Annotated in this window: 21 protein-coding genes; 14 read left to right on the top strand and 7 right to left on the bottom strand. The window is 64.3% G+C overall.

Annotation, left to right across the window (positions count from 1 at the left end; translation table 11 throughout):
• Nucleotides 1–46: 46 nt before the first annotated feature.
• From ychF to AC2FMN_RS05975, 6 genes are all read left to right on the top strand, one after another.
• Nucleotides 47–1,144 carry a redox-regulated ATPase YchF gene (gene ychF / locus AC2FMN_RS05950; protein ID WP_005978002.1) on the top strand — a complete coding sequence of 366 codons (1,098 nt, stop codon included), beginning with the start codon at nucleotides 47–49 and terminating at the stop codon, nucleotides 1,142–1,144.
• 72 nt (nucleotides 1,145–1,216) lie between these two features.
• The gene (locus tag AC2FMN_RS05955; protein ID WP_496686914.1) at nucleotides 1,217–2,098 is read left to right on the top strand and encodes a LysR family transcriptional regulator; all 882 of its coding nucleotides are present in this window, start codon (nucleotides 1,217–1,219) and stop codon (nucleotides 2,096–2,098) included.
• A gap of 86 nt (nucleotides 2,099–2,184) precedes the next feature.
• On the top strand, nucleotides 2,185–3,888 hold the full coding sequence (locus AC2FMN_RS05960; RefSeq protein ID WP_496686915.1) for an NAD(P)H-dependent oxidoreductase subunit E: 1,704 nt from the start codon (nucleotides 2,185–2,187) through the stop codon (nucleotides 3,886–3,888).
• Nucleotides 3,889–3,899: 11 nt separating this feature from the next.
• On the top strand, nucleotides 3,900–6,683 hold the full coding sequence (fdhF, locus tag AC2FMN_RS05965) for a formate dehydrogenase subunit alpha (RefSeq protein ID WP_496686916.1): 2,784 nt from the start codon (nucleotides 3,900–3,902) through the stop codon (nucleotides 6,681–6,683).
• A 117-nt stretch (nucleotides 6,684–6,800) separates the two neighbouring features.
• Entirely contained in the window at nucleotides 6,801–7,589 is a 789-nt protein-coding gene (locus AC2FMN_RS05970) for a cyclase family protein (protein WP_496686918.1), read from the top strand.
• A complete protein-coding gene (locus AC2FMN_RS05975; protein ID WP_496686920.1) occupies nucleotides 7,586–8,107 on the top strand; it encodes a thioesterase family protein in 522 nt (173 codons plus the stop codon). Before AC2FMN_RS05970 ends, AC2FMN_RS05975 begins: the two co-directional genes overlap by 4 nt.
• Before the next feature lie 21 nt (nucleotides 8,108–8,128).
• Here AC2FMN_RS05975 and AC2FMN_RS05980 read toward each other — a convergent pair whose 3' ends face one another.
• From AC2FMN_RS05980 to AC2FMN_RS05990, 3 genes are all read right to left on the bottom strand, one after another.
• Nucleotides 8,129–12,220, bottom strand: a complete 4,092-nt coding sequence (locus AC2FMN_RS05980) for a translocation/assembly module TamB domain-containing protein (protein WP_496686922.1) — start codon at nucleotides 12,218–12,220, stop codon at nucleotides 8,129–8,131.
• A complete protein-coding gene (locus AC2FMN_RS05985) occupies nucleotides 12,217–14,022 on the bottom strand; it encodes an autotransporter assembly complex protein TamA (RefSeq protein ID WP_496682009.1) in 1,806 nt (601 codons plus the stop codon). Before AC2FMN_RS05985 ends, AC2FMN_RS05980 begins: the two co-directional genes overlap by 4 nt.
• A 140-nt stretch (nucleotides 14,023–14,162) precedes the next feature.
• Complete coding sequence (locus AC2FMN_RS05990) at nucleotides 14,163–15,386, bottom strand: urate hydroxylase PuuD (protein ID WP_496686924.1); 1,224 nt, start codon at nucleotides 15,384–15,386, stop codon at nucleotides 14,163–14,165.
• A 95-nt stretch (nucleotides 15,387–15,481) separates the two neighbouring features.
• Here AC2FMN_RS05990 and AC2FMN_RS05995 point away from each other — a divergent pair, with 95 nt between their 5' ends.
• Complete coding sequence (locus AC2FMN_RS05995; protein ID WP_496686926.1) at nucleotides 15,482–16,396, top strand: LysR family transcriptional regulator; 915 nt, start codon at nucleotides 15,482–15,484, stop codon at nucleotides 16,394–16,396.
• Between the two features lie 4 nt (nucleotides 16,397–16,400).
• Here AC2FMN_RS05995 and uraH read toward each other — a convergent pair whose 3' ends face one another.
• Entirely contained in the window at nucleotides 16,401–16,757 is a 357-nt protein-coding gene (uraH, locus tag AC2FMN_RS06000; RefSeq protein WP_496686928.1) for a hydroxyisourate hydrolase, read from the bottom strand.
• A gap of 202 nt (nucleotides 16,758–16,959) precedes the next feature.
• On the opposite strand from uraH, the gene puuE reads away from it, so the two are divergent.
• Both puuE and AC2FMN_RS06010 read left to right on the top strand, forming a co-directional pair.
• On the top strand, nucleotides 16,960–18,378 hold the full coding sequence (gene puuE, locus AC2FMN_RS06005; RefSeq protein ID WP_496686930.1) for an allantoinase PuuE: 1,419 nt from the start codon (nucleotides 16,960–16,962) through the stop codon (nucleotides 18,376–18,378).
• Nucleotides 18,375–18,863, top strand: coding sequence for an ureidoglycolate lyase (locus tag AC2FMN_RS06010; RefSeq protein WP_496682019.1), 489 nt, complete (start codon nucleotides 18,375–18,377; stop codon nucleotides 18,861–18,863). The genes puuE and AC2FMN_RS06010 overlap by 4 nt, the downstream gene beginning before the upstream one ends.
• A gap of 5 nt (nucleotides 18,864–18,868) precedes the next feature.
• Here AC2FMN_RS06010 and AC2FMN_RS06015 read toward each other — a convergent pair whose 3' ends face one another.
• From AC2FMN_RS06015 to AC2FMN_RS06025, 3 genes are all read right to left on the bottom strand, one after another.
• Nucleotides 18,869–19,852: a type I glyceraldehyde-3-phosphate dehydrogenase gene (locus AC2FMN_RS06015; RefSeq protein WP_496686932.1), complete on the bottom strand. Its 984-nt coding sequence runs from the start codon at nucleotides 19,850–19,852 to the stop codon at nucleotides 18,869–18,871.
• 53 nt (nucleotides 19,853–19,905) lie between these two features.
• Nucleotides 19,906–20,223 (bottom strand): hypothetical protein, encoded by a 318-nt coding sequence (locus tag AC2FMN_RS06020; RefSeq protein ID WP_496686934.1) that lies wholly within the window; start codon nucleotides 20,221–20,223, stop codon nucleotides 19,906–19,908.
• 109 nt (nucleotides 20,224–20,332) lie between these two features.
• Complete coding sequence (locus tag AC2FMN_RS06025; protein ID WP_496686936.1) at nucleotides 20,333–21,166, bottom strand: bifunctional allantoicase/(S)-ureidoglycine aminohydrolase; 834 nt, start codon at nucleotides 21,164–21,166, stop codon at nucleotides 20,333–20,335.
• Nucleotides 21,167–21,349: 183 nt separating this feature from the next.
• Here AC2FMN_RS06025 and AC2FMN_RS06030 point away from each other — a divergent pair, with 183 nt between their 5' ends.
• The 5 genes from AC2FMN_RS06030 to AC2FMN_RS06050 all read left to right on the top strand — a co-directional run bounded on the left by AC2FMN_RS06030 (nucleotide 21,350) and on the right by AC2FMN_RS06050 (nucleotide 25,551).
• Nucleotides 21,350–21,703 carry a hypothetical protein gene (locus AC2FMN_RS06030; protein ID WP_496686937.1) on the top strand — a complete coding sequence of 118 codons (354 nt, stop codon included), beginning with the start codon at nucleotides 21,350–21,352 and terminating at the stop codon, nucleotides 21,701–21,703.
• Nucleotides 21,704–21,865: 162 nt separating this feature from the next.
• Nucleotides 21,866–23,101 (top strand): acyl-CoA dehydrogenase family protein, encoded by a 1,236-nt coding sequence (locus tag AC2FMN_RS06035; protein WP_496686938.1) that lies wholly within the window; start codon nucleotides 21,866–21,868, stop codon nucleotides 23,099–23,101.
• 1 nt (nucleotide 23,102) lies between these two features.
• The gene (locus tag AC2FMN_RS06040; RefSeq protein ID WP_496686940.1) at nucleotides 23,103–23,918 is read left to right on the top strand and encodes a thioesterase family protein; all 816 of its coding nucleotides are present in this window, start codon (nucleotides 23,103–23,105) and stop codon (nucleotides 23,916–23,918) included.
• Nucleotides 23,919–23,986: 68 nt separating this feature from the next.
• Nucleotides 23,987–24,634: a DUF1007 family protein gene (locus AC2FMN_RS06045; protein ID WP_496686942.1), complete on the top strand. Its 648-nt coding sequence runs from the start codon at nucleotides 23,987–23,989 to the stop codon at nucleotides 24,632–24,634.
• Nucleotides 24,619–25,551 carry a nickel/cobalt transporter gene (locus tag AC2FMN_RS06050; protein WP_496686943.1) on the top strand — a complete coding sequence of 311 codons (933 nt, stop codon included), beginning with the start codon at nucleotides 24,619–24,621 and terminating at the stop codon, nucleotides 25,549–25,551. Before AC2FMN_RS06045 ends, AC2FMN_RS06050 begins: the two co-directional genes overlap by 16 nt.
• Nucleotides 25,552–25,553 lie beyond the last annotated feature (2 nt).

The raw sequence follows: 25,553 nt of genomic DNA on the forward strand, positions 1-25,553 counted from the left end.
CGTGAGATGCATAGAAGCAGCCGTCGAATGGCATCAGGAGGCCGCAATGGGCTTTAAAATGGGTATCGTGGGTCTGCCGAATGTCGGCAAGTCGACCCTGTTCAACGCGCTGACCAAGACCGCGGCCGCGCAGGCGGCGAATTTCCCGTTCTGCACGATCGAACCCAATGTGGGTGACGTTGCGGTGCCGGATGCGCGCCTGGACAAGCTGGCCGCCATTGCCAAATCCAAGCAGATCATCCCGACCCGGATGACCTTCGTCGACATCGCCGGCCTGGTCAAAGGCGCCTCGAAGGGCGAAGGGCTGGGCAACCAATTCCTGGCCAACATCCGCGAGGTGGACGCCATCGCCCATGTGCTGCGCTGTTTCGAAGACGGCGACGTAACCCATGTCGAGGGCCGCGTCGATCCGGTTGCCGATGCCGAGACGATCGAGACCGAGCTGATGCTGGCCGATCTGGAAAGCATTGAAAAGCGACGCGCCAACCTGGTGCGCAAGCTCAAGGGCAACGACAAGGAGGCCCAGCAGCAGGACCGCCTGTTGGCCGCCGCACAACAGATGCTGGAGGACGGCAAGCCCGCCCGCCTGGTCGAGGTCAGCGACGAGGATGCGAAGGCCTGGAAAAATCTGCAACTGCTGACGACCAAGCCGGTTCTCTATGTCTGCAACGTATCCGAGGAAGATGCGGCCACCGGCAATGAGTATTCCGAACGCGTGGCCAAGATGGCGGCCGAGCAGGGTAACGCCCACGTCATTATCAGCGCCAAGATCGAAGAAGAGATCAGCCTGCTGGAGCCGGACGAGGCACAGATGTTCCTGCAGGAGATGGGGCTGGAAGAACCCGGCCTCGATCGCCTGATCCGCGCGGGTTACGACCTGCTCAAGCTGGAGACCTATTTCACCGTCGGCCCGAAAGAGGCACGTGCCTGGACCATCCGTCGCGGCACGCTGGCCCCGCAGGCCGCGGGCGTGATCCACGGCGATTTCGAAAAGGGCTTCATCCGCGCCGAGACCATCGCCTATGACGACTTTGTCGCGTGCAATGGCGAACAGGGCGCGAAGGAGGCCGGCAAGATGCGGGCCGAAGGCAAAAGCTATGTCGTCAAGGATGGCGACGTGCTGCACTTCCTGTTCAACACCTGATCGCGAAACGTCTTTTCCCGGCGGGCAAACCCGGTATCCTGCGGGCATCCTCCGCAACCCCGAGGCCCGCCCGTGTTCGACCTTCGCGACCTGCACCTGCTGTCCGCGCTTGCGCGCCATCGCCATTTCGCCAAGGCGGCCGAGGAATGCGGCATCTCGCAACCCGCGTTCTCGATGCGCATCCGCAACCTCGAGGATCGGCTGGGCGTGTCGATCGTGCGCCGGGCCAACCGGTTTCAGGGCCTGACCGAAGAGGGCGAGATGATCGTCCGCCGCGCCCGCCGTATCTTGGATGACGCCAAGGCGCTGGAGCAGGAGGTGCAGGCGATCAAGGGCGAGATCACCGGCACCCTGATCCTTGGCGTGATCCCGACCGCCATCGCTTTTACCGGACGCCTGATCAAACGGTTGCAGGCGGCGCATCCCCGCATCCTGTCGCGGATCGAAACCATGTCGGCCACCGCGATCCAGTACCGGCTGGACGAAGGCAGCATTGATGCCGGGATCACCTATGGCGACAGCATCGGCACCGACCTGCGCCATGTTCATCCCCTGTATGAAGAAACCTATGTGCTGCTTGTCCCTCAGCACATGACGCAGGAAACCGGCCCGATCCCTTGGGCACGCGTGGCCGAGTTCCCGCTCAGCCTGCTGGAGCCGCAGATGCAGAACCGGCGCATTCTTGACAGGATTTTCGCCGAACAAAGTCTACATCCTCATGTAGTGGCCGAAACCAGCGGATTCACTGCCTCGATGGTCATGGCGCGCGAAGGGCTGGCGGCGACGGTGGTGCCGCGCGTTCTGGTGCGGGCGCTGGGCGATCTGAAAGGGACGCGGGTTCTGCCTCTGGTGGACCCGGTGGTCAGCAAGCCGATCTGTCTGGCGACGCTGGCGCGCGACCCGGAACTGCCGACGGTCGATGCCTTGCGACGGGTGGTGACGTCTTTGCGGTGATAAACCGTCGTTATCGTGCCATTCGGTTTTGCGATTTGACGATATGGTTTGCTGATGAGACACGGGACCTCAATTCGGAGGGAATCATGGCACCATTGGATACCAAGCCATCAGGCGCGCCAAAGGGCGTCTGGAAGTCAGGTAAAGGCAAGGGGCGGCACACGCCCAAGGGCCGTCAGTTCACGGACGAAGCGCAGGCCGAGATTCAGCGCCTGCTGGGCGACCGCCCCCGTCGCCGCGATCTGCTGATCGAGTTTCTGCACCTGATCCAGGACACGCACGGCCATATCAGTTCTGACCACATCGCCGCGCTGGCGGTCGAGATGCGGATCGGTCAGGCCGAGATCTACGAGACCGCGACTTTCTATGCCCATTTCGACGTGGTCAAAGAAGGTGAAACGCCGCCCCCCGCGCTGACCATCCGCGTTTGTGATTCCCTGTCCTGCGAATTGGCCGGCGCACAACAGCTGAAGAAGGCGCTGGAAGATGGGCTGGACCCGTCCGAAGTGCGCGTTCTGCGCGCGCCCTGCATGGGGCGCTGCGACACCGCGCCGGTGCTGGAAATCGGGCACAACCATATCGACCACGCCACCCCAGAAAAGGTGCAGGCCGCCATCGCGGCGGGCGATACCCACGCCCATCTGCCCGACTACGAGACCTTCGCGACCTATTTCGAAAACGGTGGTTACGCCAAACTAAGAGAACTGCGCGAAGGTGGCGACTGGGAAGAGGTTCAGGAACAGGTTCTGGCCTCGGGTCTGCGCGGCCTAGGCGGCGCCGGTTTCCCGTCGGGCAAGAAATGGGGCTTTGTCCGCATGAACGACGGCCCGCGTTACCTGGCTGTCAACGGTGACGAGGGCGAGCCCGGCACCTTCAAGGACCGCTACTATCTTGAACGCACGCCGCATGTTTTCCTCGAAGGGATGCTGATCGCCGCATGGGCAGTCGAGGCTGAGACCTGCTTCATCTACATGCGCGACGAATACCCGGCGGTGCTGGAAATCCTACGGCGCGAGATTGCAGCGTTGGAACAGGCCGGGATCGTCGAGAAAGGCTATATCGACCTGCGCCGCGGTGCGGGCGCCTATATCTGCGGCGAAGAATCCGCGATGATCGAGTCGGTCGAGGGCAAGAAGGGCCTGCCGCGCCACCGCCCGCCCTTTGTGGCGCAGGTCGGCGTGTTTGGCCGCCCGACGCTGGTGCACAATGTCGAGACGCTCTACTGGGTGTCCAAGATCTGCCGGGAAGGCCCGGAAATCCTCAATTCGGTTGAAAAGAATGGCCGCAACGGTCTGCGCAGCTATTCGGTCTCGGGCCGCGTGGCCAAGCCGGGGGTCTACCTGCTGCCGGCAGGGTCGACCATTCTTGACGTGATTGATGCCGCCGGGGGCATGGCCGAGGGTCACGTTTTCAAAGCGTATCAACCGGGCGGGCCGTCCTCGGGCCTGTTGCCCGCGTCGATGGACGACATCCCGTTGGACTTCGACACTCTGCAACCGCATGGCACCTTCATCGGGTCCGCCGCCGTAGTGGTCCTGTCCGATCAGGACACCGCGCGCGACGCGGCGCTGAACATGCTGCGGTTCTTCGAGGACGAAAGCTGTGGCCAGTGCACGCCCTGCCGCGCGGGTTGCGAAAAGGCGGTGAAGCTGATGCAGGCCGAGAAATGGGACACCGACCTGCTGGAAGACCTGTGCCAGGTGATGGGTGATGCCTCGATCTGCGGTCTCGGGCAGGCGGCTCCGAACCCGATCCGCCTGGTCATGAAACATTTCGCCAATGAGATCTGAGGGAGACAGCTATGCTTGACGCGAGCGAAACCAAGACCGTCACCTTCAACCTGAACGGCGAAGACGTGACGGTACCCGAGGGCACCACGATCTGGGAAGCGGCCAACGGCAAGGGTCTGGTCATCCCGCATCTGTGCCACAAGCCCGCGCCGGGCTATCGCCCCGACGGCAACTGCCGCGCCTGTATGGTCGAGGTCGAGGGCGAGCGGACGCTGGTCGCCTCGTGCATCCGCCCGGCGGCTGAAGGGATGGTGGTCAAAACCGACACCGACCGCGCCGAGAAATCGCGCGCGCTGGTGATGGAATTGTTGGTGGCCGACCAGCCAGAGCAGCCGCATGATGCCTCCAGCCATTTCTGGGACATGGCTAGGCTGAACGATGTCAGCGACAGCCGCTTTCCGGCGAAAGAGCCCGAGAAGATCCCGCTGCTGGATGACAGCCATGTGGCGATGCGGGTCAATCTGGATGCCTGCATCAACTGCAACCTCTGCGTCCGTGCCTGCCGCGAGGTGCAGGTGAATGACGTGATCGGCATGGCCGGCCGCGGGCATACCGCGCAGGTGGTGTTCGACCAGAACGACCCGATGGGCGAGTCGACCTGCGTGGCCTGCGGCGAATGCGTCCAGGCCTGTCCGACCGGCGCGCTGATGCCCGCCACCGTGCTGGACGACCAGCAGCACGGCGACAGCAAGGATTACGACTCCGAGACCGAAAGCGTCTGCCCCTTCTGCGGCGTGGGCTGCAAGGTCAGCCTCAAGGTCAAGGACGGCAAGGTCAAATATGTCGAGGGCATCAACGGTCCCGCCAACGAAGGCCGCCTGTGCGTCAAGGGCCGGTTCGGGTTCGACTACATCCACCACCCGCACCGCCTGACCAAGCCGCTGATCCGGCGCGAGGATGCGCCGCCCAAGGGGTTGAACGTCGATCCCGCCGACTGGAGCACCCATTTCCGCGAGGCGACCTGGGACGAAGCGCTGGACCTGGCCGCCAAGGGGCTGATGAAGCTGCGGGATGAGGATCCGCGCAGCGTGGCGGGCTTTGGCTCGGCCAAATGCACCAACGAAGAGGCCTATCTGTTCCAGAAGTTCATCCGGCAGGGCTTTGGCCACAACAACGTGGACCACTGCACGCGGCTGTGCCACGCCTCGTCGGTGGCGGCGCTGATCGAGAACGTGGGCTCGGGCGCAGTGACCGCGACCTTCAACGAGATCGAAAATGCCGATGTGGCGATCATCATCGGCGCCAACCCGGTCGAGAATCACCCAGTCGCGGCGACCTATTTCAAGCAGTTCGCCAAACGCGGCGGCAAGCTGATCGTGATGGACCCGCGCGGCGTGGGCATGCGCAAATTCGCGACCGAGATGCTGCAGTTCCGGCCCGGTGCCGATGTCTCGATGCTGAACGCGATCATGAACGTGATCGTCGAGGAAGAGCTGTATGACAGCCAGTACATCCATCGCTGGACCGAGAACTGGGAGGCCGAGAAGGAGCACCTGCGCCAGTTCACGCCCGAGAAGATGGCGCCGATCTGCGGCATCGAGCCCGATCAACTGCGCCGCGTGGCCCGGATTTTCGCCAATGCGAATGCGGGCCTGATCTTCTGGGGCATGGGCGTCAGCCAGCATATCCACGGCACCGACAACTCGCGCTGCCTGATCTCGCTGGCGCTGATGACGGGTAATGTGGGCAAGCCCGGTGCGGGTCTGCACCCGCTGCGCGGACAGAACAACGTACAGGGGGCCTCGGATGCCGGCCTGATCCCGATGTTCCTGCCCGACTACCAGTCGGTCACCGACGACGCCGTTCGAGCCAAGTTCAGTCAGGTCTGGAATTCGGGCGATTTCTCGAACGAGAAGGGCCTGACCGTGACCGAGATCATCGACCACGCCTATGTGGGGAAGATCAAGGGCATGTACATCCTGGGCGAAAACCCGGCCATGTCCGACCCCGACGTGAACCACGCCCGCGAGGCGCTGGCCAAGCTGGACCTGATGATCGTGCAGGACATCTTTTTGACCGAAACGGCAAACTATGCCGACATCATCCTGCCGGCCTCGGCGCTGTATGAAAAGAACGGCACGGTGTCGAACACCAACCGCCAAGTGCAGCGCGTGCGCCCCGCGGTGCCGCCGCCGGGCGATGCGCGCGAGGACTGGGCGATCACCGTCGATCTGGCAAAGCGCATCGGGCTGAACTGGGATTACACGGATGTCTCGCAGGTCTTTGCCGAGATGAAGCTGACCATGGCGTCGCTGGACAACATCACATGGGAGCGGCTCGAGACCGAGAGCATCACCTATCCGTCGCTGTCCGAGACCGATCCGGGCCAGTCCATCGTGTTCGGCGACGGCTTCCCGCGCCCGGATGGCCGTGCGAAATTTACTCCGGCCAGCATCATCCCCCCGGATGAGGCCCCGGACGAGGAATTCCCGATGATCGCCACCACAGGGCGGCAGTTGGAGCACTGGCACACCGGGTCCATGACCCGTCGTGCCAAGGTTCTGGACGCGGTCGAGCCCGAAGCGAACTGTTCGATGAACCCGCGAACGCTCAAGCTGATGGGGATCGAGCCGGGCGAGATGGTGCGTCTGACCACCCGGCGCGGCTCGATCGAGATCATGGTGCGCGCCGACCGGGCGATCGCCGAGGACATGGTGTTCATCCCCTTCGCCTATGTCGAGGCGGCGGCCAATATCCTGACCAACTCGGCAATCGACCCCTATGGCAAGATCCCCGAGTTCAAGTTCTCGGCCATCCGTGTCGAAAAGATCGAGGACGCCATCGCGGCCGAGTAACGACTGCCACCACTCACCAAAACCTTGAAAAGGCGGGCCAGCGTGCCCGCCTTTTTCTTGGCTTGACAGATGCTTGCAGCCAGCCAACCCTTGAGCCGCGCAATCCCGGAGGAGTTCATGGCCCGCCGTTTCGTCGATCTGTCCGTCCCGCTGGAAACCGGCATCGTGTCGGACCCACCGATCATGCTGCCGCAGATCGAATACATGAGCCACGACGAGACGGCCGAGCAGGTGATGGCATTTTTCCCCGGCCTGAAAAAAAAGGACCTGCCCGGCGGCGAGGGCTGGGCCATCGAACGGCTGCAGATCGCCACCCACAACGGCACCCATCTGGACGCGCCGTACCACCACCACTCGACCATGAACCGGGGCGAGCGGGCGATCACCATCGACGAGGTGCCGCTGGAGTGGTGTATGAACCCGGGCGTGAAGTTGGATTTCCGGCATTTCGAGGATGGCTACGTCGTCACCGCCGCCGATGTCGAGGCCGAGCTGAAGCGGATCGGGCATGACCTGCAACCGCTGGATATCGTCGTGGTCAACACCTCCGCCGGCACCTGCTATGGCCAGCCGGATTACCTGATGAAAGGCTGCGGAATGGGGCGCGAGGCCACGCTGTACCTGACCGAGCGCGGCGTACGTGTGACCGGCACCGACGCTTGGAGTTGGGACGCGCCCTTTCCGCTAACCGCGCAGGAATACGCGGAAACCCATGATCCCTCGATCATCTGGGAGGGGCATCGCGCGTCGATGGAGATCGGCTATTGCCACATGGAGAAGATGACCAATCTGGAAAGCCTGCCGCCCACGGGGTTCGAGATCTCTTGCTTTCCGTTCAAGATTAAGGGCGCCTCGGCCGGGTTCGTCCGCGCGGTGGCGATCTTCGAGGAGGACAGTGCGCAATGACCCCGCAATCCGAGCCTTTGGGCGGCCATGACGGCCCGTACCCCGCACCAGTCGAAATCACCGGTTTTTCGGTCCGGCCCGACTGGATCGACTATAACGGCCACATGAATGTGGGGTATTACGGCGTGGTGTTCGATCTGGCCTTCGAACGTCTGCTGGTCGATCATCTGGGCCTGGGCGAACCGCAGGTCGCGGCGCTGGGGCAGGGGCCGTACATCCTGCAGTCGCATCTGCATTTCCTGCGCGAGGTTCGCGAGGGAGAGGCACTGGTGTTCCGGTTTCGGATGCTGGACGCCGATTACAAGCGTGGTCACTATTTTGCAAAGATGGTGTCGGCCGAGGATGGCGTGGTCTGTGCCACCCAAGAGGCCCTGTTCATGAATGTCAGCCACTCAACAGGTCGGTCGGAACCCTACCCGGACTGGGCCGTAGCGCGTCTGGCCCGGATGGTGGCCGATCACGCGGGTCTGGAGGCCGCGCCGCAAATCGGGCAGCCGATCGGCATCCGAAGATCCTGACGGGCCCCGCGATACTGGCCTTCAGTAATCGCGATCGAAAAAGATGCCGATTCCGGTTTCCCCCTTGCCATCCACCGTGCCGCGCACAGTGATATTGTCGGTGACGTCAAGGTTGAGGTTCACCTCAGTATCGCCCTCGGTGTTCACGGTGAAATCGGTATAGAGGTTGTCGCTCAGATAGGCGCCGGCACCCAGCCGCCCGCCACCGCCTTCGGTCGCGCCGACATCGACGGTATCAACCCCTGTCGCGTCGCGCACGCCTTTGGTGGCATCGCCGCCCGCACCGCTGAGCTGCGCCAGCGAGGCCGCCATCTGCGCGATCACGAAGGGCGAAAGCTCGGAAAACCGGTTGCCGAACAGCAACATGGCCAGCGCCTCTTCGGCCGGGCGTTCGGGGTCGGAAAACACGTCGACGGCGGGGGCGTCCAGCGGCCCGGCGATCTCGATGGTCGCGGTTCCGTCCGAGGTGCTGGCCGAGGACACGAATTCGATATACGGCTTCAGGTCGCCCTGCAGGCTGACGATCCCTTTGGTCAAGGCCAGCCGACGCCCGAGAATGTCCAGATTGCCCCGGATCAGGTCGATCTGGCCCGAAGGCACAACGGAGGCGGTGGTGCCCCTGATGAAAATCGCACCGCCAAGTTCCGCGTTGACGCCACGCCCGCGCACGAAGACGCTTTTGGGCGCAAGCAGGCTGATGTCCAGCGCGATTCGGGACTCGCCTTTCTGGGTGCGCTCGGTTTCGACCAATTGGGCATGCTGGCGCGTGACGAGGCTGGCGGCGCTTTCACCCACATGCTCGATCACCGGGATGGGTGCGGCGCCGACGGCCCCCGAGGCGGCTGCAAGGTTGATATTGGTTTCGCCGAAGGTGATCTGCCCGGCCAGCGTGCTGTTGCGGGCCAGCGCACCGGTCATGGCGATCTGTCCGTTCAACGTGGTTTCGTACAGCAGGTTGTCGGTCACCACCAGGTTGTTGATCGCGGTGGTGATCTGCGCATTGAAGGGCGGTGTCAGATCGACGGGGCCGCTGACGGTGAACCCGCCGCCTGCCCGCATGCCGCCGTTCAACGCGATCGTCGCGCGGCTTTGGGCAAGGTCGATCCGGCCGGTGATGCCGGTAATGGTTTGACCGGCGGTGGGGATGGCCAACGAAGTTTCCGAGGTCGTGACCGAGCCGCTGAGCGCGTCCAGCGAGGGTTGGCCATTGAGGGCCAGATCGAACTGGGCCGAGCCCTCGATCTTGTTCGGGGTAATGAACACATTGGCGATGCCAAGATTTACGCCGCCCTGCGCGGTGATGTCGGCCGTGCCTGCTGCCTCGGAATAAGTGCCCTTGACGGTACTGTTGATCTCGGCCGGGCCGGTTGCGGCGGCGTCGATCGTCCAGACACCATCGTCACGCCGGGCATTTCCCTTGGCGGTGACGCTGCCCGGGAAGTCCGGCGCGAAACGCTCGATACGGTCGAACCTGGCGTCAAAGTCCAGATCGGCGGACCCATCCGTGTTCACCGCGCCGACAAGCGCCGCGAATGAGCTGTCAGGCCCTTGCAGACGCGCCGACCCTTCCAGCCCCGAAGCCGTGGGCGCCACGTTACCATCCAGTTTCAATGGCCCCGAAATCGTGTTCGAGATGCGTGCCAGATCGTCCAGACCGGCCGAGAAACTCAGCCCGCCGGATGCCCGGTCCAACTGACCCGAGGCATTTGCCGACAGCGCGGTGCCTGCCAGCCGGAATGTGCGGATGTTCAGGCCCTGGTCGTCGTTCGCCGCGTCCACGGTCAGGGTCGTGCGACCCGGTACCAGAGCGTCGGCCAATGCGACCCCGGTCTGGATGTCGTCGGCCTTGACTGTTCCGCGAATGTCGAAGGTGCGGCTGTCTCTGGCGGCCTTGCCCGACAGTTCTGCCGAAACGGCCCCGGCCACGGGGCGGCCCGCCAATGCCGCGAACAACGACAGGTCCGGGATTTCGGCCTTGGCCCGGCCATCAACGACCAATTTCCCGGTCGGGTCGTCGATGGTGGCGGCGATCTCGGCCTGCACGGCGGCGCTGTTCAGGCTTGCCTGCCGGATGTCGATTCGGTCGCGGCCGTACGCCCCGTCGAACGCCGCCTCAACGCGGCCGGTCAACAGCGGGTCGATCTGGTCCAGCCCGGTTCGGACATCGCGGGCGTCCAGACTGGCGGTGCCGTCGAACGCCAGCGTCCGGACCGCGCCCTTGCCATCCACCCGCGCCGACAGCGCGCCGGCCAGCGGGCGCTGGGCCAAGCCTGAAAATATCGACAGATCGGTAGCCCTCACCTCGGCCTGTCCGTCGAGCGTCAGATTGCCGCCGGGGGTCGTCACGTCTCCGCTGGCCTGCGCGGTCAAGGTCTCGCCGTTGATGGTGAGCGCGCGGATCGTTATGCCGCCCGCATCGCGCCGCGCGTCCAGCGCGATGTCGGTCTCTCCGGCGATCACCGGGTCGATGTCGTCGCGACCGGTGGACAGGTCGTGCCCTTCAACGGTCAGCTTGCCGTCGAAACTCCCCTCCAGCGGCGAGCCCGCGCCTTCGACACGCAGGCTGGCCCGTCCGCCCAAGTCCAGTTTCGCCAGGCCCGAGAACCGGGACAGGTCCGTCACATCGGCGGTGGCGGTCCCGTCGACCTTCAACCCGCTCGCCAACCCGCTGATCTGTGCGTCGGCCCGCATGGCATAGTCGGTTCCGACCAGTTCGAACCCCGACAACCCAAGCGTCTGGTCTGCGCCATAGTCGAACCGGCCATCCAGGGTGATCTGGTCGCCAACCGCCGCCTTCAAGGCGGGATCATTTGGATCGACACCGCCCAAATAGGCCTGAAGATCGCCGCTGAGGTCCAGGCCGGCGGTTTGCGTCAGAGTGCCCTGTGCCGTCAGCCGCGCCCGAGCGACGCGCAACTGCGGCGTATCGATTGCGTTGGCGGTCAGGCTGAGATCCCAGTAGTTGCCGTTCTTCTGGTCGAACAGGGCCGAGAACTGGGCTGCGCCCACCGAGGTATCCCCGCCGCCGAAGGGCAGAACCACCTCATCGCCGGCAGGCGGAGTGATCCGGCCCTGAATGGCTGCCATCTGCAAGGCGTTGCCTGCGGCAAGGTTCACCTGCGCCTCGAAGCGCAGCGCCTGTGAGGTGATTTCGGCCATGGAGACCTCTATCCCGCCGCCCGGCAATGTCCGTCCGTCGATGAACAGGCGTGTGCGCGCGCCGAAGAACGGGTCGATTTCGGGGGCAAGAAACGGCCTGAGGTCGCCGCCCAGATCCGCTGTAAAGACAATGCCGTCCTGTGCGGAGGTTTGCGTTTGTTCGAGTCCCCGCAGACGTATCTGGCCGCTGACATGGTCCATCCCGTCGCTGCCCAGACCGATATCGGCGGTGAAATCCGTGACCGGCCCAGACCCTTTGGCCGTCAACCCGATGGCCGGGCTGTCGGGGATTTTCAGGGCTTGGGAAATCAGGCCGCCGGGCGCCTCGGACACGGTCAAGTCAAGGTCGATCTGACGGCTTTCGTTCTGGAACCCGGCGGTCAAGGCGATCCGGTCGCCCTGGCGGTCCAGTCGGTCGATACCCAGCTTGGTGTCAAGGGTGCCGTCGGCCAGCGTCAGGTTGCCGTCTACCGACAACGTGGCCGCGACGCCGATCAGCGGCTGACCCAGCGACAGGCTGTCCACCCGGAGTTCTCCGATTTCGATGGCAACAGGCAGTTCCGGCAGTTGAAAGGGCTGGGCCTCGGCTGTGGCGGTCGGTTCATCCGACGTCGTCTTGCCGGGCGCGCGGGCGATTTCGATTTCCTCCGCCGCAAGGGCGTTCACGGAAAACCGTCCGCGGATCAGGGCCAGGCGGTTCCAGTCCAGCTCGGCGTTGCGGATGGTCAGCCAGACGCCGTCGTCATCGGCGACGGTGATCTCCTCGATTGTGGCGCGGGCGCTCAGCGCGCCTTGCAGCCCCACGACGCGCACGTTGCGATTGTCGCCGGACAGGGTGTTCTGAAGGAAATCCGACAGCATGCCGCCGCCATCCGTGTCCTGTGCCGCAACGGGACCCGACAAAGTCAGCGACAGGGCGGCGATCGCAAGCGGATATGAAAGATGACGTGTCAAAATGCCTGCCCGATCCCGATGTAGAATTGCAGCCCGTCGCCGGTGTCTCCCTGGACGGGAACGGCCAGATCCAGCCGCAGGGGCCCAAACCCACCCAGATCATACCGGACCCCCAAGCCGGCGCCCGAATGGGTTTCGGCGCCGCTGCCAACGAAGGACGAGATGTCCACGGCACCGTAGTCGTAGAACCCGACCAGCGACAGTTTCTCGGTCACCTTTCCGCGGACTTCGCCGGACAGGCCCAGGAAGGATTTGCCACCGGCGATTCCGGTTCCGACGGGCACGCCCAGGCTTTCATACGGTTGGCCGCGCACGGTGCCCGCGCCGCCCGAGAAGAACAGGAAGTCGGGCGTGACCCCGTCGGCCGGCGGGCCGATCACCGAACCCAGCTGAATGCGCCCGGCAAGCACCAGCCGTCCGCCGGTGCCCAAGCTGGCATAACCACGCCCGTCGACAAACAGCCGAATCCCCGTATCGGTTCCAGACAGCCCGACAAACGGCATAACCTGGGCGTCAAGGTAATAACCGCGCGTGGCGCTGACCTTGCTGTCGCGCAGGTCCCATTCGGATCGGGTCGGCAGGATGAAATACCGGAACTTGCGGCCTGTACCATAGGCGTCATCCGCTTCGGAGTAGTAGAAACCCGTGGCGGCTTCGGCATAGAGACGGTCTGAAAATGTCCGACGTGCGCCGAAGACCAGCGACGCTGCCGAGACGGTGTAATTGTCGGTGTCGCGCCGTTCCAGCAACGCGCTCCAGAATGTGCTGTCGTCGGGGCCCAGCCTGTCGGGCTGGTCCAGGCGCAGGCCCAGGCGGTAATCGACGTCTTCGGACCCGCCGATGTTGCGGATCGCGGCTTCGAGCCGCAGACGCTGGGCGCGTCGGAAAACGTTTCGGTGGGTCCAGGTGGCCGCCAGATCCAGCCCATCGCGCGAGGCGAGTTCGAGCCCGAAGGTCAGGCGGCGCTTGGGCAGGTCCTCGAAGGTGGCGTCAAAATCCAGCGTGCCGTCGGGGTTGGGTGTTTCACGCTCGACGATCGAAACGCTGCTGAATGTTCCGGTGCGACGCAACCGGGTGCCGACTCTCTGCAGCTTGTCCGGCGAATAGACCTCGCCCGAAGGGAAACCAGCGATTTTCTCGATTGACCTGTGTCTGACATCGGTGTCGCCTGCGATATGCATCTTGCCGAACCGCAGGCGTGGGCCCGGGTCCAGCCTGATCCGAGCATCCAGCCGGGCTTGGGCGTGGCGGGCGATTATCTCTTGATCGGACAGGGCGGCCTTGGGGTGGCCCGCGTTTTTCCAGCCCTGCACCCCGGCCGACGCCGCATCATGGATCGCGCCGGTAGTGGCGCGCTTTCCGGTGGCGAAGCCTTCGGGCAGGTCGGTTTCGGGGGCCACGGGGCGGATGACGGCGGTTCCGAAAGAAAACGCGGGCCCGGGATTGATCGAGATCACCGCACGGTTGATCCGCGCCGGAACGTTCACCGAGCTGAGGTCAGCGGCTTCGCGCCCGTCCAGCTTGATGCTGACCGAAGGCCCGAAATACCCCGCGTCATACAGGATCTGCACGATGGTGCGATAATCGGACAGGGCGGCCGAAAAGACCTCCAAAGGTGTGTCCAGGCCCCGGGATTCGGCCGTGATGACCGAGGACGTGTTTTCGATCTTCTTGACAACGTCCGGCGGCAGGCCCGGCGCCGACAGGGAGGTTTCCAGTGCAAGCAGGCTGTGCGGGGCCACGGCTAGCACCGCGCCAATGAACCAGCCCCTCAGACTGCACTTCCGCCTGCCTGCCCGCATCAATTGGCTCCACCCGTTCTGCATTGCGGTTTTTCAGCCGAAATGCGGCCTCCGCAACGTCCTTGATCGGCATGTTAGAACATCGCGCGCGGGAAAGGGACAGAAATATTGGGTGGACAAGCTGGATTTTCAGCCGGCTGTCATGACCCGGCGTTGCGGAACCAACGGACGATGGCCGCGCGGTCCTCGGGCTCCATGTAGGTCACGTTCGCGGGCGGCATCGCGTGGCTGATCCCCGCCTGCAGATAGATCTGCTTGGCGTTGCGCGCGATGTCGGCCTCGGTTTCCAGCAGAACGCCCTTGGGCGCCCACAGGATGCCGTCCCAGACCGGCTCGCGCGCGTGGCACATCGAACATCGGCCCAGAACGACGTCATGGGCGGCCTCGAAGCCGGGGGCCTCGGCGAACCTCTGTTCATAGGGCGTCAGCGGCTGCGCCTCGGCCTCTTCCAGCGGGTCGTGCATCGAGGCGGTGGAGAGCCACATGATGGCGATGAACAGCAGGGCCGTCACAAGCCAGGTCCAGGTCGGGTTGCCGGCCCGGGCGTGGCGCGTGTTGAAATAGTGGCGGATGGTGACGCCCATCAGAAAGACCAGCGCCGCGATGATCCAGTTGTACTTGGTCGCAAAGGCCAGCGGATAGTGGTTCGACAGCATCAGGAAGACCACCGGCAAAGTCAGATAGTTGTTGTGGGTCGAGCGCAGCTTGGCGATCTTGCCGTATTTCGGGTCGGGGGTGCGGCCATTTTTCAGGTCGTCCACCACGATCCGTTGGTTGGGCATGATGATGAAGAATACGTTGGCCGTCATGATCGTGGCGGTGAAGGCGCCCAGATGCAGCATCATCGCGCGGCCGGTGAAGATCTGGTTGTATCCCCAGCCCATTGCCACCAGCAGAACGAATAGCAGCAGCATCAGCAGGGTCGGACGCTCGCCCAGATCAGATTTGCACAGGAAATCATAGATCAGCCAGCCCACGGTCAGCGACGCCGCCGAGATCAGGATGCCCTGCCACAGCGCCAGATCGGCCTTTTGCGCGTCGATCAGGTACAGCTCTCCACCCACCCAATAGACGATCATCAGCAGCGCCGCGCCGCTGAGCCATGTGGAATAGCTTTCCCATTTGAACCAGGTCAGGTGATCGGGCATCCGTTCGGGCGCCACCAAGTATTTCTGGATGTGATAAAACCCGCCGCCATGCACCTGCCATTCCTCGCCATCCGCCGGGCCGGGAATGTCGCGGTTCAGGCCGAGGTCCAGCGCGATGAAATAGAACGACGACCCGATCCACGCGATCGCGGTGACCACATGCAGCCAGCGCACGCCAAAGGCCAACCAGTCCCAGAACACGGCAAACTCAAACATCCATGGCTCTCCGATTGTTTGCCCGCACACTAGGCAAGTGGTGGTTTCTTCGGTATTCCCGCATATTGTCAAACTGTATCAAAAAAAACGATAAGATGTCCTATCTCGACAACATTCGCACCTTTGTCCGGGTCTATGATCTGGGCAGCATGTCGGCGGCGGGCCGCGATCTGCGGATTTCACCGGCGGTGACATCGGCGCGGATTTCCCAGCTCGAGGATCATCTGGGCGTGCGTCTGTTCCAGCGCACCACGCGCAACCTGTCGCCGACCGAGCAGGGCCGGGCTTTCTATCCCGGTGCGGTGGCGGTGCTGGACGCGGTCGATCAGGCCGAGGCGCAGGTTATGCACCTGACCGAGGCCCCGCGCGGCACCTTGTTCGTGGCGGCGCCGCTTGGGGTGGGGCGGCGGTTGATCGCGCCGCAAGTGCCGGAATTTCTGGACAAATACCCCGAGATCGACGTGCGGCTGCGCCTGACCGACCGCTCGGTGGACCTGACGACCGAGGGGCTGGATCTTGCGTTCTTCATCGGCCTGCCCGAGGACAGCACCCTGCGCATCCGCAAGATCGCCGATTGTCAGCGCATTCTGTGCGCGGCTCCGGATTATGTCGCGCGCCTGGGCATGCCGCGATCGGGGGCTGATCTGATCGCGGACCGGCACGAATGCCTGAACCTGCGCTATCCCGGCGCGACCGAGTTTCAATGGCTGTTGCAGACGCCCGACGGCCCCAAACGCTTTGCCGTGTCCGGTCGGTTTGAGTGCGATGATGGCGACGTGCTGACCGATTGGGCACTGGCGGGGCAGGGGATCGCGATGAAGCCGGTCTTCGAAGTGGCCGAGCATCTGAAGGCCGGCCGCCTTGTACCGGTGGCGCAAGACACGCCGCCCGTGCCGGTGCAGATGGCGTGCCTGTACACGCATCGCCGCCATCAAGACCCAAAGGCGCGCCTGTTCATGGATTTCGTGATCGCCCGGATCGGTGCGGTCGTCCGCCGGGCCGAGGCCTAGGCTCTCAGCTGCCGCGATAGGTGGAATAGCCGTAGGGCGACAGCAGCAGCGGCACATGGTAATGCGCCTGCGGATCGGACATGCCGAACCGGATCGGAACCTGATCCAGGAACAGCGGTTCCGCTCCCGCCTGGTCGGTGGCGCGCAGATAGTCGCCGGCAAAAAAGATCAACTCGTAGGTGCCGGGCTCAAACCGATCCTGCGGCAGGATCGGGCTGTCGGTGCGCCCATCGGCGTTGGTCTGCATCTCGACCAGCTTGCGGTGCGAATTGCCCGACACGCGGTACAGCGCGATTTTCAGCTCCTTGGCCGGACAGCCGCGGGCCGTGTCCAGAACGTGGGTCGTCAGGTATCCTGTCACGGGTCTCTCCTGCCTGTTGCGTGGTGCAGTCTTGCCGGTCGTCAGCGGATTTGGCAAACGGATAGACGGCATTCTGAGGCGAAACCCATGCCCGAGGAAACGGCCAAATAACCGAAACAGCGTTCGGATTGATTTGATAATCCCTTGCGGTTTCATGCAATAAAAAGCCAGTGAATGGTCGCAACAAAAGGCGGAACCCAACATGCAGCCCCCCAGATACCCGCGCGACATGATCGGATATGGCGCCACCACGCCCGATGCGAAGTGGCCCGGCGGCGCCAAACTGGCAGTGCAGATCGTGCTGAACTATGAAGAGGGCGGCGAAAACTGCGTGCTGCATGGCGATGCGGCGTCCGAGGCGTTTCTGTCCGAAATCGTGGGCGCCGCGCCCTGGCCCGGCCAGCGGCATTGGAACATGGAATCCATCTATGAATACGGCGCCCGCGCCGGGTTCTGGCGGCTGCATCGCCTGATGGCCGACCTGCCGGTGACCGTCTATGGCGTGGCCACCGCGCTGGCGCGCTCGCCCGATCAGGTGGCGGCGATGAAGTCCGCCGGGTGGGAGATCGCCAGCCACGGGCTGAGATGGATCGAACACAAGGACATGCCCGAAGACGAGGAGCGCGCCCAGATCGCCGAGGCGATCCGCCTGCACACCGAGGTGGTCGGAGACCGCCCGCGCGGCTGGTACACGGGGCGGTGTTCGGACAACACCGTGCGGCTTGTCGCCGAGGAAGGCGGGTTTGCCTATGTGGCCGACAGCTATGCCGACGATCTGCCTTTTTGGGTGCACACCGGCGGGCGCGACCAGCTGATCGTGCCCTATACGCTGGACTGCAACGACATGCGCTTTGCCACGCCGCAGGGGTTCAACTCGGGCGATCAGTTCTTTGCGTATCTGCGCGACAGTTTCGATGCGCTCTATGCCGAGGGGCAGGCCGGCGCGCCCAAGATGTTGTCGATCGGTCTGCATTGCCGCCTGATCGGCCGACCGGGCCGGGTGATGGCGCTGAAGCGGTTTCTGGACTATGCGCGCGGCTTTTCCGATGTGTGGTTCGCGACCCGGTTGCAGATTGCCGAACACTGGGCCGCGCATCATCCGCCGCAGGACCGCCCGCGCCCCTCGCAGATGGACCGCGACTCCTTCGTGGCGGCCTATGGCGGCATCTTCGAACATTCGGCCTGGATCGCCGAGCGCGCCTGGGCGCTGGAACTGGGGCCGGCGCACGATACGGCGGGCGGGCTGCACAACGCGCTGGCGCGGGTGTTCCGTTCGGCCTCGCCCGAGGAGCGCTTGGGCGTTCTGACCGCGCATCCGGATTTGGCGGGCAAGCTGGCACAGGCCAAACGCCTGACGGCTGAAAGCACCGCCGAACAGGCCTCGGCCGGGTTGGACGCCCTGACCGACGCCGAGCGCGACGCCTTTACCAACCTGAACACGCGTTACACCCGGAAATTCGGCTTTCCCTTCATCATCGCGGTGCGCGACCACGACAAGGCCTCGATCCTGCAGGCGTTTCAGCGACGCATCGAGAATGACCGCGAGACCGAGCTCGCCGAAGCGTGCCGTCAGGTCGAGCGCATCGCCGAGTTCCGCCTGCGCGACCTGTTGCCCTCATGACCCTGGTTATCCATATCGCGCCGCTGACGGCCCAGGCCTTTGCGCCATTCGGCGACGTGCTCGAGGTTTCGGGCGCGCCGGACAAGATCATCAACCAGGGTCAGTGCGGGCGATACCATGACCGAGCGGTGCTGGATTTTGCGGACGGGCGCGCGGGGATCAGCCTGTTCGACGCCAACCCGCGGGCATTGCCCTATCAACTGGACATGGTCGAACGTCACCCTCAGGGCAGCCAGGCCTTCATTCCGATGACCCACCAGCCGTTCCTGGTGATCGTCGCGCCGGACGAAGATGGCGTTCCGGGCAGGCCGCTGGCCTTCGTGACGCAGCCGGGGCAGGCCGTGAACTATCATCGCGGCACATGGCACGGCGTGCTGACGCCGCTGCACGCGCCCGGCCTGTTCGCCGTGGTCGACCGCATCGGCGACGGCACCAACCTTCAGGAGCATTGGTTCGACACCCCTTACGAGGTGCGGTTGCCCTGACCGGGTCAGCCCGCCATTAGCCTGGCCACATCCAGCATCCGGGCCGAGAACCCCCATTCATTGTCGTACCAGCCAAAAACCCGCACTTGGCGGTCGCCGACCATGCGGATCTCGGGGCCAGCGATCACCAGCGACTCGGGCCGCGCCCGCAGGTCGGACGACACCAGGGGCATGTCGGTCCAGCCAAGAACGGCCGACTCGACAACCGCATGGCGCAACCGTTCTGTGAAGGTGTCGATGTCCATCGGAGTTTCCAGCGTCGCCACCAGGTCCACGGCCGAGACGCTGGCCGTCGGCACCCGCACCGCCGCGCCCGAGATGCGCCCGGCTAGATGCGGCAGCACCACGTCGATCAGGTGCGTCGCGCTCGAGGTCGTGGGCACCATCGACAGCGCCCCCGCGCGCGACCGCGCCAGATCGCCCCGCGGTGCGTCCACCATCGGCTGGCTGTTGGTGTAGCAATGGATCGTGGTCATGTGCCCTGATGCGATGCCTCCGATGCCGTCCAGCACCTTCACGAGCGGCGCCAGCGCATTCGTGGTACAGGACGCGTTCGACACGATCCGAGCATCGCCCAAGACGTCTTCGTTGGCGCCCAGAACGATGGTGGTATCGGCTGCCGGTGACGGCCCCGAGATCAGAACCTTTGCCGCCCCGGCCTGCAGCCCCCGTGCGGCCACGTCCGAGCTGCGGGCGATGCCGGTGCAGTCCAGCAGCACATCCACCCCCGACAGATCGACCCGCGCCACATCTTCGCTGTTGGTGACGGGGATTTCTACGCCATCCACCACCAGCGCGGCGTTCCGGGCCGCGACCGTCCCGGCATAGGGGCCGAAGGTACTGTCGTATTGGAACAGATAGGCACAGGTTTCCAGCGGCGCGATGTCGTTGATCAGCACCACCTGAACATCTGACCCGGCGGGCAGCGCCATGACCTGCCGCAGGATCGTGCGGCCGATGCGGCCGAATCCGTTGATCGCAATCTTCATGCGCAAGCTATGGCAGGGCGCCGGGGCGACCTCAATGCCCGTTCGGGGGGATGTTAGCCGCAGCTGACTTGCGAGAAGAACTGACCCGAGATGTTCTGGTACATGCTGGACCGGATCACCTTGCACCCGGTCGCTTGCTGGATGGCCGCGATGGCCTGAAGCGTGCGCAGGCGCGGGGGCGGACCGAACGGGTTGAGGTTGTTGTTGTCGCGGGTGGCGCGGTACACGACCGGTTCGTCGGCCACCTGGGTGACGGCCCAGGTGCGGCTCATCACCGATACGGTTCGGGTTTCTTCGTTTGCAAGGGCCGGGGCAGCGACGCTGAGAGGCGCGATCGTGGCCAGAGTCAAAATGGATCTATGCAGTTTCATTGGGCAATCTCCGGGAATGAACACATGAAATCTGCCCCGATCAGAGCAAATTTCGGCCCCCGAGGGAAGTCTCGGCCCCGGAAAGCCGGTTTCGGGAGGGAATTTCTCGCTATCGCCCGGCCACGGACAGGGGCATGTGGCGGTTGACGTCCTTGTACAGCAGGTACCTGAACCGCCCCGGCCCGCCGGCATAGCAGGCCTGCGGGCAGAACGCGCGCAGCCACATGTAGTCGCCGGCCTCGACCTCGACCCAATCCTGGTTCAGCCGATAGACCGCTTTGCCTTCCAGCACATACAGCCCGTGTTCCATCACATGGGTCTCGGCAAAGGGAATGATGGTGCCGGGTTCGAAGGTGACGATGTTGACATGCATGTCATGACGCAGGTCGGCCGGGTCGGCAAAGCGGGTGGTGGCCCAGCGACCCTCGGTGCCGGGCATCGGGGTGGGGGCCACGTCGCGCTCGTTGGTGATGATCGGGTCGGGGGCGGGCAGGCCGGGCACCGCCTGATAGGCCTTGCGCACCCAGTGGAACCGCGCCACCGCGTCGGACCGGTTGTGCAGCGCCCAGTCGGATCCGGGCGGCACATAGGCGTATCCGCCGGGGTCCAGCACGTGCTTCTGCCCGGCGAGGGTCAGGACCACGGTCCCTTCGACCACGAAGAGGACGCCTTGCGCCGCCGGGTCGGTCTCGGGTCGGTCGCTGCCACCGCCGGGCTGAACCTCCATGATGTATTGCGAAAAGGTCTCGGCGAAGCCGCTGAGCGGACGGGACAGGACCCACAGCCGGGTCTTCTCCCAGAACGGCAGAAAGCTGGTGACGATGTCGCGCATCGTACCGCGCGGGATCACGGCATAGGCCTCGGTGAACATGGCGCGATCGGTCAGCAACTGATCCTGACCGGGGTGGCCGCCATAGGGCGCGTAATAGGTGGGATGAGCCATCGTAAAACCTCGGGTAGGTGTCTCGGCCACTATGTGCCGATCGTGCGGGGGCCGATAGCGTCACGGATGCAATAGGTTTGTTCGGGATTATTTGAAGGTGCACCCCGCCCGGGGCTTGGCCGCACCGCACCCGCGGTATAGGCTTGGCCCCGGACCCTTTTCGACGAAAGCGAGTTTCAAGGCATGCCCCGGTTTTTCTTCCTCTTCTGCGCAGCGGTTCTGGTCGGGTTGATCGGCACGGCGCAGGCCAAACCTCTGTCGCGGATCATTGCTGAAATGGGCCTGAGCCCGGCTGATTTTCAGATTCTGGACGCGGCCTCGACGGCACTGCTGTCGGGCGGGACGCCTAGCGTCGGGCAGGAACGCAGCTGGGAAAATGAACAGACCGGCTCGAAAGGGACGATCCGGGTACGCGACGTGCGGGGAAACTGTGTACATCTGCAGCATTTCATCCAAGCCGAAGGCGGTGATCAAACCCGCGAAATCCGGACGCGGCGTTGCAGGGACGCTGGCGGAAACTGGATCATGACACCCTGATTGCCTGGGGGAAACGCTCGATCCGGGCCAAACGTCCCGAAGTCCTTTGAACAAATGATTGCGCGTGACGTCCCGTCACCCGGCTGGACAGGGTCAGTGCCCCTGCGCCATCCTCGCGTCAGAAATTCGGCCCTGCGCCGGGCCATTGGGGAGGGACCATCCATGAACATGTCATTCGTCTTGCGCGAGGAGAACCGGGCGCTGCTGGAGCGGGTCCGCGACATGATCCGCAACGAGATCATGCCGTTGGAAGAGGAATACCAGGCCGAGATCAACAAGGGCGACCGCTGGCAGTACACCGACCGCCAGGCCGAGATCCTGGAGGGGTTGAAGGCCAAGGCAAAGGCGGCGGGTCTGTGGAATTTCTGGCTGACCGACAGCGACAAGGGATTTGGCCTCACTACGGTCGAGTACGCCTATTTCGCCGAAGAGATGGGTAAGACCCCGCTGGGCGCCGAGGTGTTTAATTGTTCCGCCCCCGACACCGGCAACATGGAGGTGTTCGAGCGCTATGGCACCGAGAAGATGAAAGAGCAGTGGCTCAAGCCGCTACTCGCGGGCGAGATCCGCTCGGCCTATCTGATGACCGAACCGGATGTAGCCTCGTCGGATGCCACGAATATCTCGATGTCCTGCGTGCGGGACGGGGATGACTATGTTCTGAATGGCGAGAAATGGTGGTCGTCCGGTGCGGGCGATCCGCGCTGCAAGGTCTACATCGTGATGGTCAAGACCGGCGGCGACGACCTGCCCAAGCACCAGCGCCAGTCCATGATCGTGGTGCCCGCCGACATGCCGGGGATCGAGATCCTGCGCCCGATGGAAGTGTACGGCCATGACGACGCGCCGCACGGGCACATGCATATCCGGTTCACCGATGTCCGAGTGCCGGCCGAGAACATCCTGCTGGGCGAGGGCCGCGGGTTCGAAATCGCGCAGGGGCGCCTCGGGCCCGGTCGCATCCATCACTGCATGCGCGCGATCGGCCAGGCCGAGATGGCGCTGGAGCAGATGTGCAAACGCGCCCTGCAGCGCGAAGCCTTCGGCAAGAAGCTGGCGCAGCTGGGTGCCAATTTCGACATCATCGCCGAGTGCCGGATGGAGATCGAGATGGCCCGCCTGTTGTGTCTGAAGGCCGCGTGGTACATGGATCAGGGCGATGCGCGCGCGGCGGCCCCGTGGATCAGCCAGATCAAGGTCGTCGCGCCGCGTGTTGCGCTGAAGGTGATCGACGAGGCGGTGCAGATGTTTGGCGGGCAAGGCGTCAGCCAGGATACGCCGCTGGCCACCGCCTGGACCCATGTGCGCACGCTGCGGCTAGCCGATGGCCCGGATGCGGTGCATCGCCGTCAGGTGGCGCGGGCCGAACTGAGAAAGCATACCCAGGAAAAGATCTGACATGCAGGACGCGGCGATGCAGCCAGTGGTGGGTGAGACCGCATATTTTCGGGTCGCGCCCGACGGGGCCTTTGTCGGCAATGACCCGGCGCGCGGGCCGTGGTCGGCCGATCACTGTCATGCCGGCCCGGTTGCGGGCCTGATCGTGCGCGCGGCCGAGATCGAGGTCGGCCTCGACAAGATGCTGACCCGCCTGACGGTCGATCTGCTGCGCCCGCTGCCTTTGTACGGTCTGCGCGTGGCCGCCGAGACCGTGCGCCACACCAAGACGCTGGCCACCACGCGCGTCACCGTGCATGACCTGGACGATACGCTGTGCGCCACCGCCACCACGATGCATCTGGCGCGCCGGGATCTGGGGCCGGTGCCGAATGTGGCGATCCAAGGCCCCGACCTGTCGCAGATCGAAGACGGCCCGTTTCCCATCGGCGAAATGCGGCATGACCTGCCCGGCTTTGCCCATCATTCCGAGGTGGCTTATCCCAAGGGCGGCAACCAAGGGGCGGGGCCAAAAACCATCTGGATGCGCACCCCGCCTCTGTTGCAGGGCGAAACCCCCTCGCCGATCCAGTCGCTGTGCCCGCTGGCCGATTGCGGCAATGGCATTTCTTGGAATGCGCCGACCTCGGAAATGGGGTTCATGAACACCGACCTGACGGTGCAGATCCACCGCGAGCCGGTGTCTGACTGGCTCGCCTCGGATTCCGTGTCACACTGGCAGCCCAGCGGCATCGGGATGTCGCAGTCGGTTCTGTACGATACTCAAGGCCCGATTGGCACGGCGCTGCAGACGCTGGTCCTGTTTCCGCCGAAATGAGCGGCAAAATCCGTGCTCACCGCCGAACTGTGTTGCCAGCGCCGGTCGGGCACCCTATCTTCGCGTTCATGCGCTGGATTCCCGCCGTGATCGCCTGTTGCCTGCCGTTTTCTGCAGTGGCGCACCCGCATGTCTTCATCGACACCGGGTTGGAATTCATCGTGGACGAGTCGGGCAACCTGACCCATGTCCGCGTCACTTGGGCTTATGACGAATTCTACTCGCTGCTGGTGCTCGAGGATATGAGGTTGGATCAGGACGGCGACGGCGTTTTATCCGAGGCGGAAGAACAGCGCCTTGCTGGCTTCGACGCGCAATGGGTCGAAGGATACAACGGCGATCTGGTCATCCTAGCAGCCGATCAGCCGGTTGCCTTGTCTGGTCCGCTAGAGCCGCGCGCGACGACAGAGGATGGCCGTATCGTGACCACCCATCTGCGCAAGGTCGAGGGCGAGCCAGTACCCGCGCAGGCTCTGTCGGCCAAACCCTATGACGAGACATTCTATACCGCCTACGAGGTGACGCGTCCGGTCACCGTTTCCGGGCCTGAAACCTGCCGGATCGACAGGTTCGAGCCGGATATCGACGGCGAACTGGCCCAGATGCAGGCCTTTCTGCTGACCTTGGACGCCGACTATGACCTCGAGGAGAACGACATCCCTCTGGTCGGTGAAAGCTTTGCCACCGAGATCCGCGTTTCATGTCCCGCTACCTGATCCTGCCGGTCAGCCTGGCGATTGCGCTGCTGCTGTGGTTCTGGGGCAGCGGAGGTTTTGACAGCCTCGCGTCTTGGGCCGCGGGCGAGCAGCGGGAATTCCAGAACCAGATCGCCCGTGCCCTGCGGGCCGCGCGGGCCGAACAGCCCGAGGCCGTGGCCACGCTGCTGGCCGTGTGTTTTGCCTATGGGTTCTTCCATGCGGTGGGGCCGGGTCATGGCAAGGTGCTGATCGGAGGGTACGGGCTGGGCCGCAATGTCGCCTTTCTGCGCCTGTCGGCGATCAGCGTTCTGTCCTCGCTGGGGCAGGCCGTGACGGCGATCGTTCTGGTTTATGCAGGCGTTCTGGTGTTCCAGATGTCGCGGGAAAGCCTGGTCGGCACCACCGAGCAGATCATGGCCCCGGTCAGCTATGGCGCAATCGCGGCCATCGGGCTGTGGCTTGTTCTGCGGTCGCTGCGCAGTTTCTCCCGGCGCGGCCGTGCGGACAGTGCTCCGCACGACCATCACCATCATCATGATCACGGGCATCACCACCACGACGGCGAGGTCTGTTCCGATTGCGGGCATCGTCACGGCCCCACCGCCGAAGAGGTGGCCCAGGTCGGCAGCCTGCGCGAGGCGCTGATTCTGATCGCCGGCATCGCCGCGCGACCCTGTACCGGAGCTTTGTTCGTGCTGATCCTGACCTGGCAGATGGGCATCGCGATGGTCGGTATCGCCGGGGCCTTTGCCATGGCGCTGGGCACCGCGACCGTTACCACCCTGGTTGGTTGGACGTCGTTCGGGTTGCGGGGCGGGTTGCTGGCCTCGGCCTCGGCCACGCGGTTTGCGGCCGTGTTGGCGCCCACGATCGAACTGGTGGCCGGGCTGCTGATCGCGGTGATCGCGGGCGGATTGCTGCTGCGCGCGCTCTGACG

It is taken from the genome of Ruegeria sp. BHSC037 (assembly GCF_059613045.1).

Bases quoted from the DNA above. Each gene is read 5' to 3' on its own strand.
- AC2FMN_RS06020 (WP_496686934.1), bottom strand. From the start codon at position 20,223: ATGAAACTGCATAGATCCATTTTGACTCTGGCCACGATCGCGCCTCTC.
- AC2FMN_RS05990 (WP_496686924.1), bottom strand. From the start codon at position 15,386: ATGTTTGAGTTTGCCGTGTTCTGGGACTGGTTGGCCTTTGGCGTGCGC.
- AC2FMN_RS06045 (WP_496686942.1), top strand. From the start codon at position 23,987: ATGCGCTGGATTCCCGCCGTGATCGCCTGTTGCCTGCCGTTTTCTGCA.
- AC2FMN_RS05970 (WP_496686918.1), top strand. From the start codon at position 6,801: ATGGCCCGCCGTTTCGTCGATCTGTCCGTCCCGCTGGAAACCGGCATC.
- AC2FMN_RS05960 (WP_496686915.1), top strand. From the start codon at position 2,185: ATGGCACCATTGGATACCAAGCCATCAGGCGCGCCAAAGGGCGTCTGG.
- AC2FMN_RS05975 (WP_496686920.1), top strand. From the start codon at position 7,586: ATGACCCCGCAATCCGAGCCTTTGGGCGGCCATGACGGCCCGTACCCC.
- AC2FMN_RS06030 (WP_496686937.1), top strand. From the start codon at position 21,350: ATGCCCCGGTTTTTCTTCCTCTTCTGCGCAGCGGTTCTGGTCGGGTTG.
- ychF (WP_005978002.1), top strand. From the start codon at position 47: ATGGGCTTTAAAATGGGTATCGTGGGTCTGCCGAATGTCGGCAAGTCG.
- AC2FMN_RS06040 (WP_496686940.1), top strand. From the start codon at position 23,103: ATGCAGGACGCGGCGATGCAGCCAGTGGTGGGTGAGACCGCATATTTT.
- fdhF (WP_496686916.1), top strand. From the start codon at position 3,900: ATGCTTGACGCGAGCGAAACCAAGACCGTCACCTTCAACCTGAACGGC.
- AC2FMN_RS05995 (WP_496686926.1), top strand. From the start codon at position 15,482: ATGTCCTATCTCGACAACATTCGCACCTTTGTCCGGGTCTATGATCTG.
- AC2FMN_RS06015 (WP_496686932.1), bottom strand. From the start codon at position 19,852: ATGAAGATTGCGATCAACGGATTCGGCCGCATCGGCCGCACGATCCTG.
- AC2FMN_RS06050 (WP_496686943.1), top strand. From the start codon at position 24,619: ATGTCCCGCTACCTGATCCTGCCGGTCAGCCTGGCGATTGCGCTGCTG.
- AC2FMN_RS05985 (WP_496682009.1), bottom strand. From the start codon at position 14,022: ATGCGGGCAGGCAGGCGGAAGTGCAGTCTGAGGGGCTGGTTCATTGGC.
- puuE (WP_496686930.1), top strand. From the start codon at position 16,960: ATGCAGCCCCCCAGATACCCGCGCGACATGATCGGATATGGCGCCACC.
- AC2FMN_RS06035 (WP_496686938.1), top strand. From the start codon at position 21,866: ATGAACATGTCATTCGTCTTGCGCGAGGAGAACCGGGCGCTGCTGGAG.
- AC2FMN_RS06010 (WP_496682019.1), top strand. From the start codon at position 18,375: ATGACCCTGGTTATCCATATCGCGCCGCTGACGGCCCAGGCCTTTGCG.
- AC2FMN_RS06025 (WP_496686936.1), bottom strand. From the start codon at position 21,166: ATGGCTCATCCCACCTATTACGCGCCCTATGGCGGCCACCCCGGTCAG.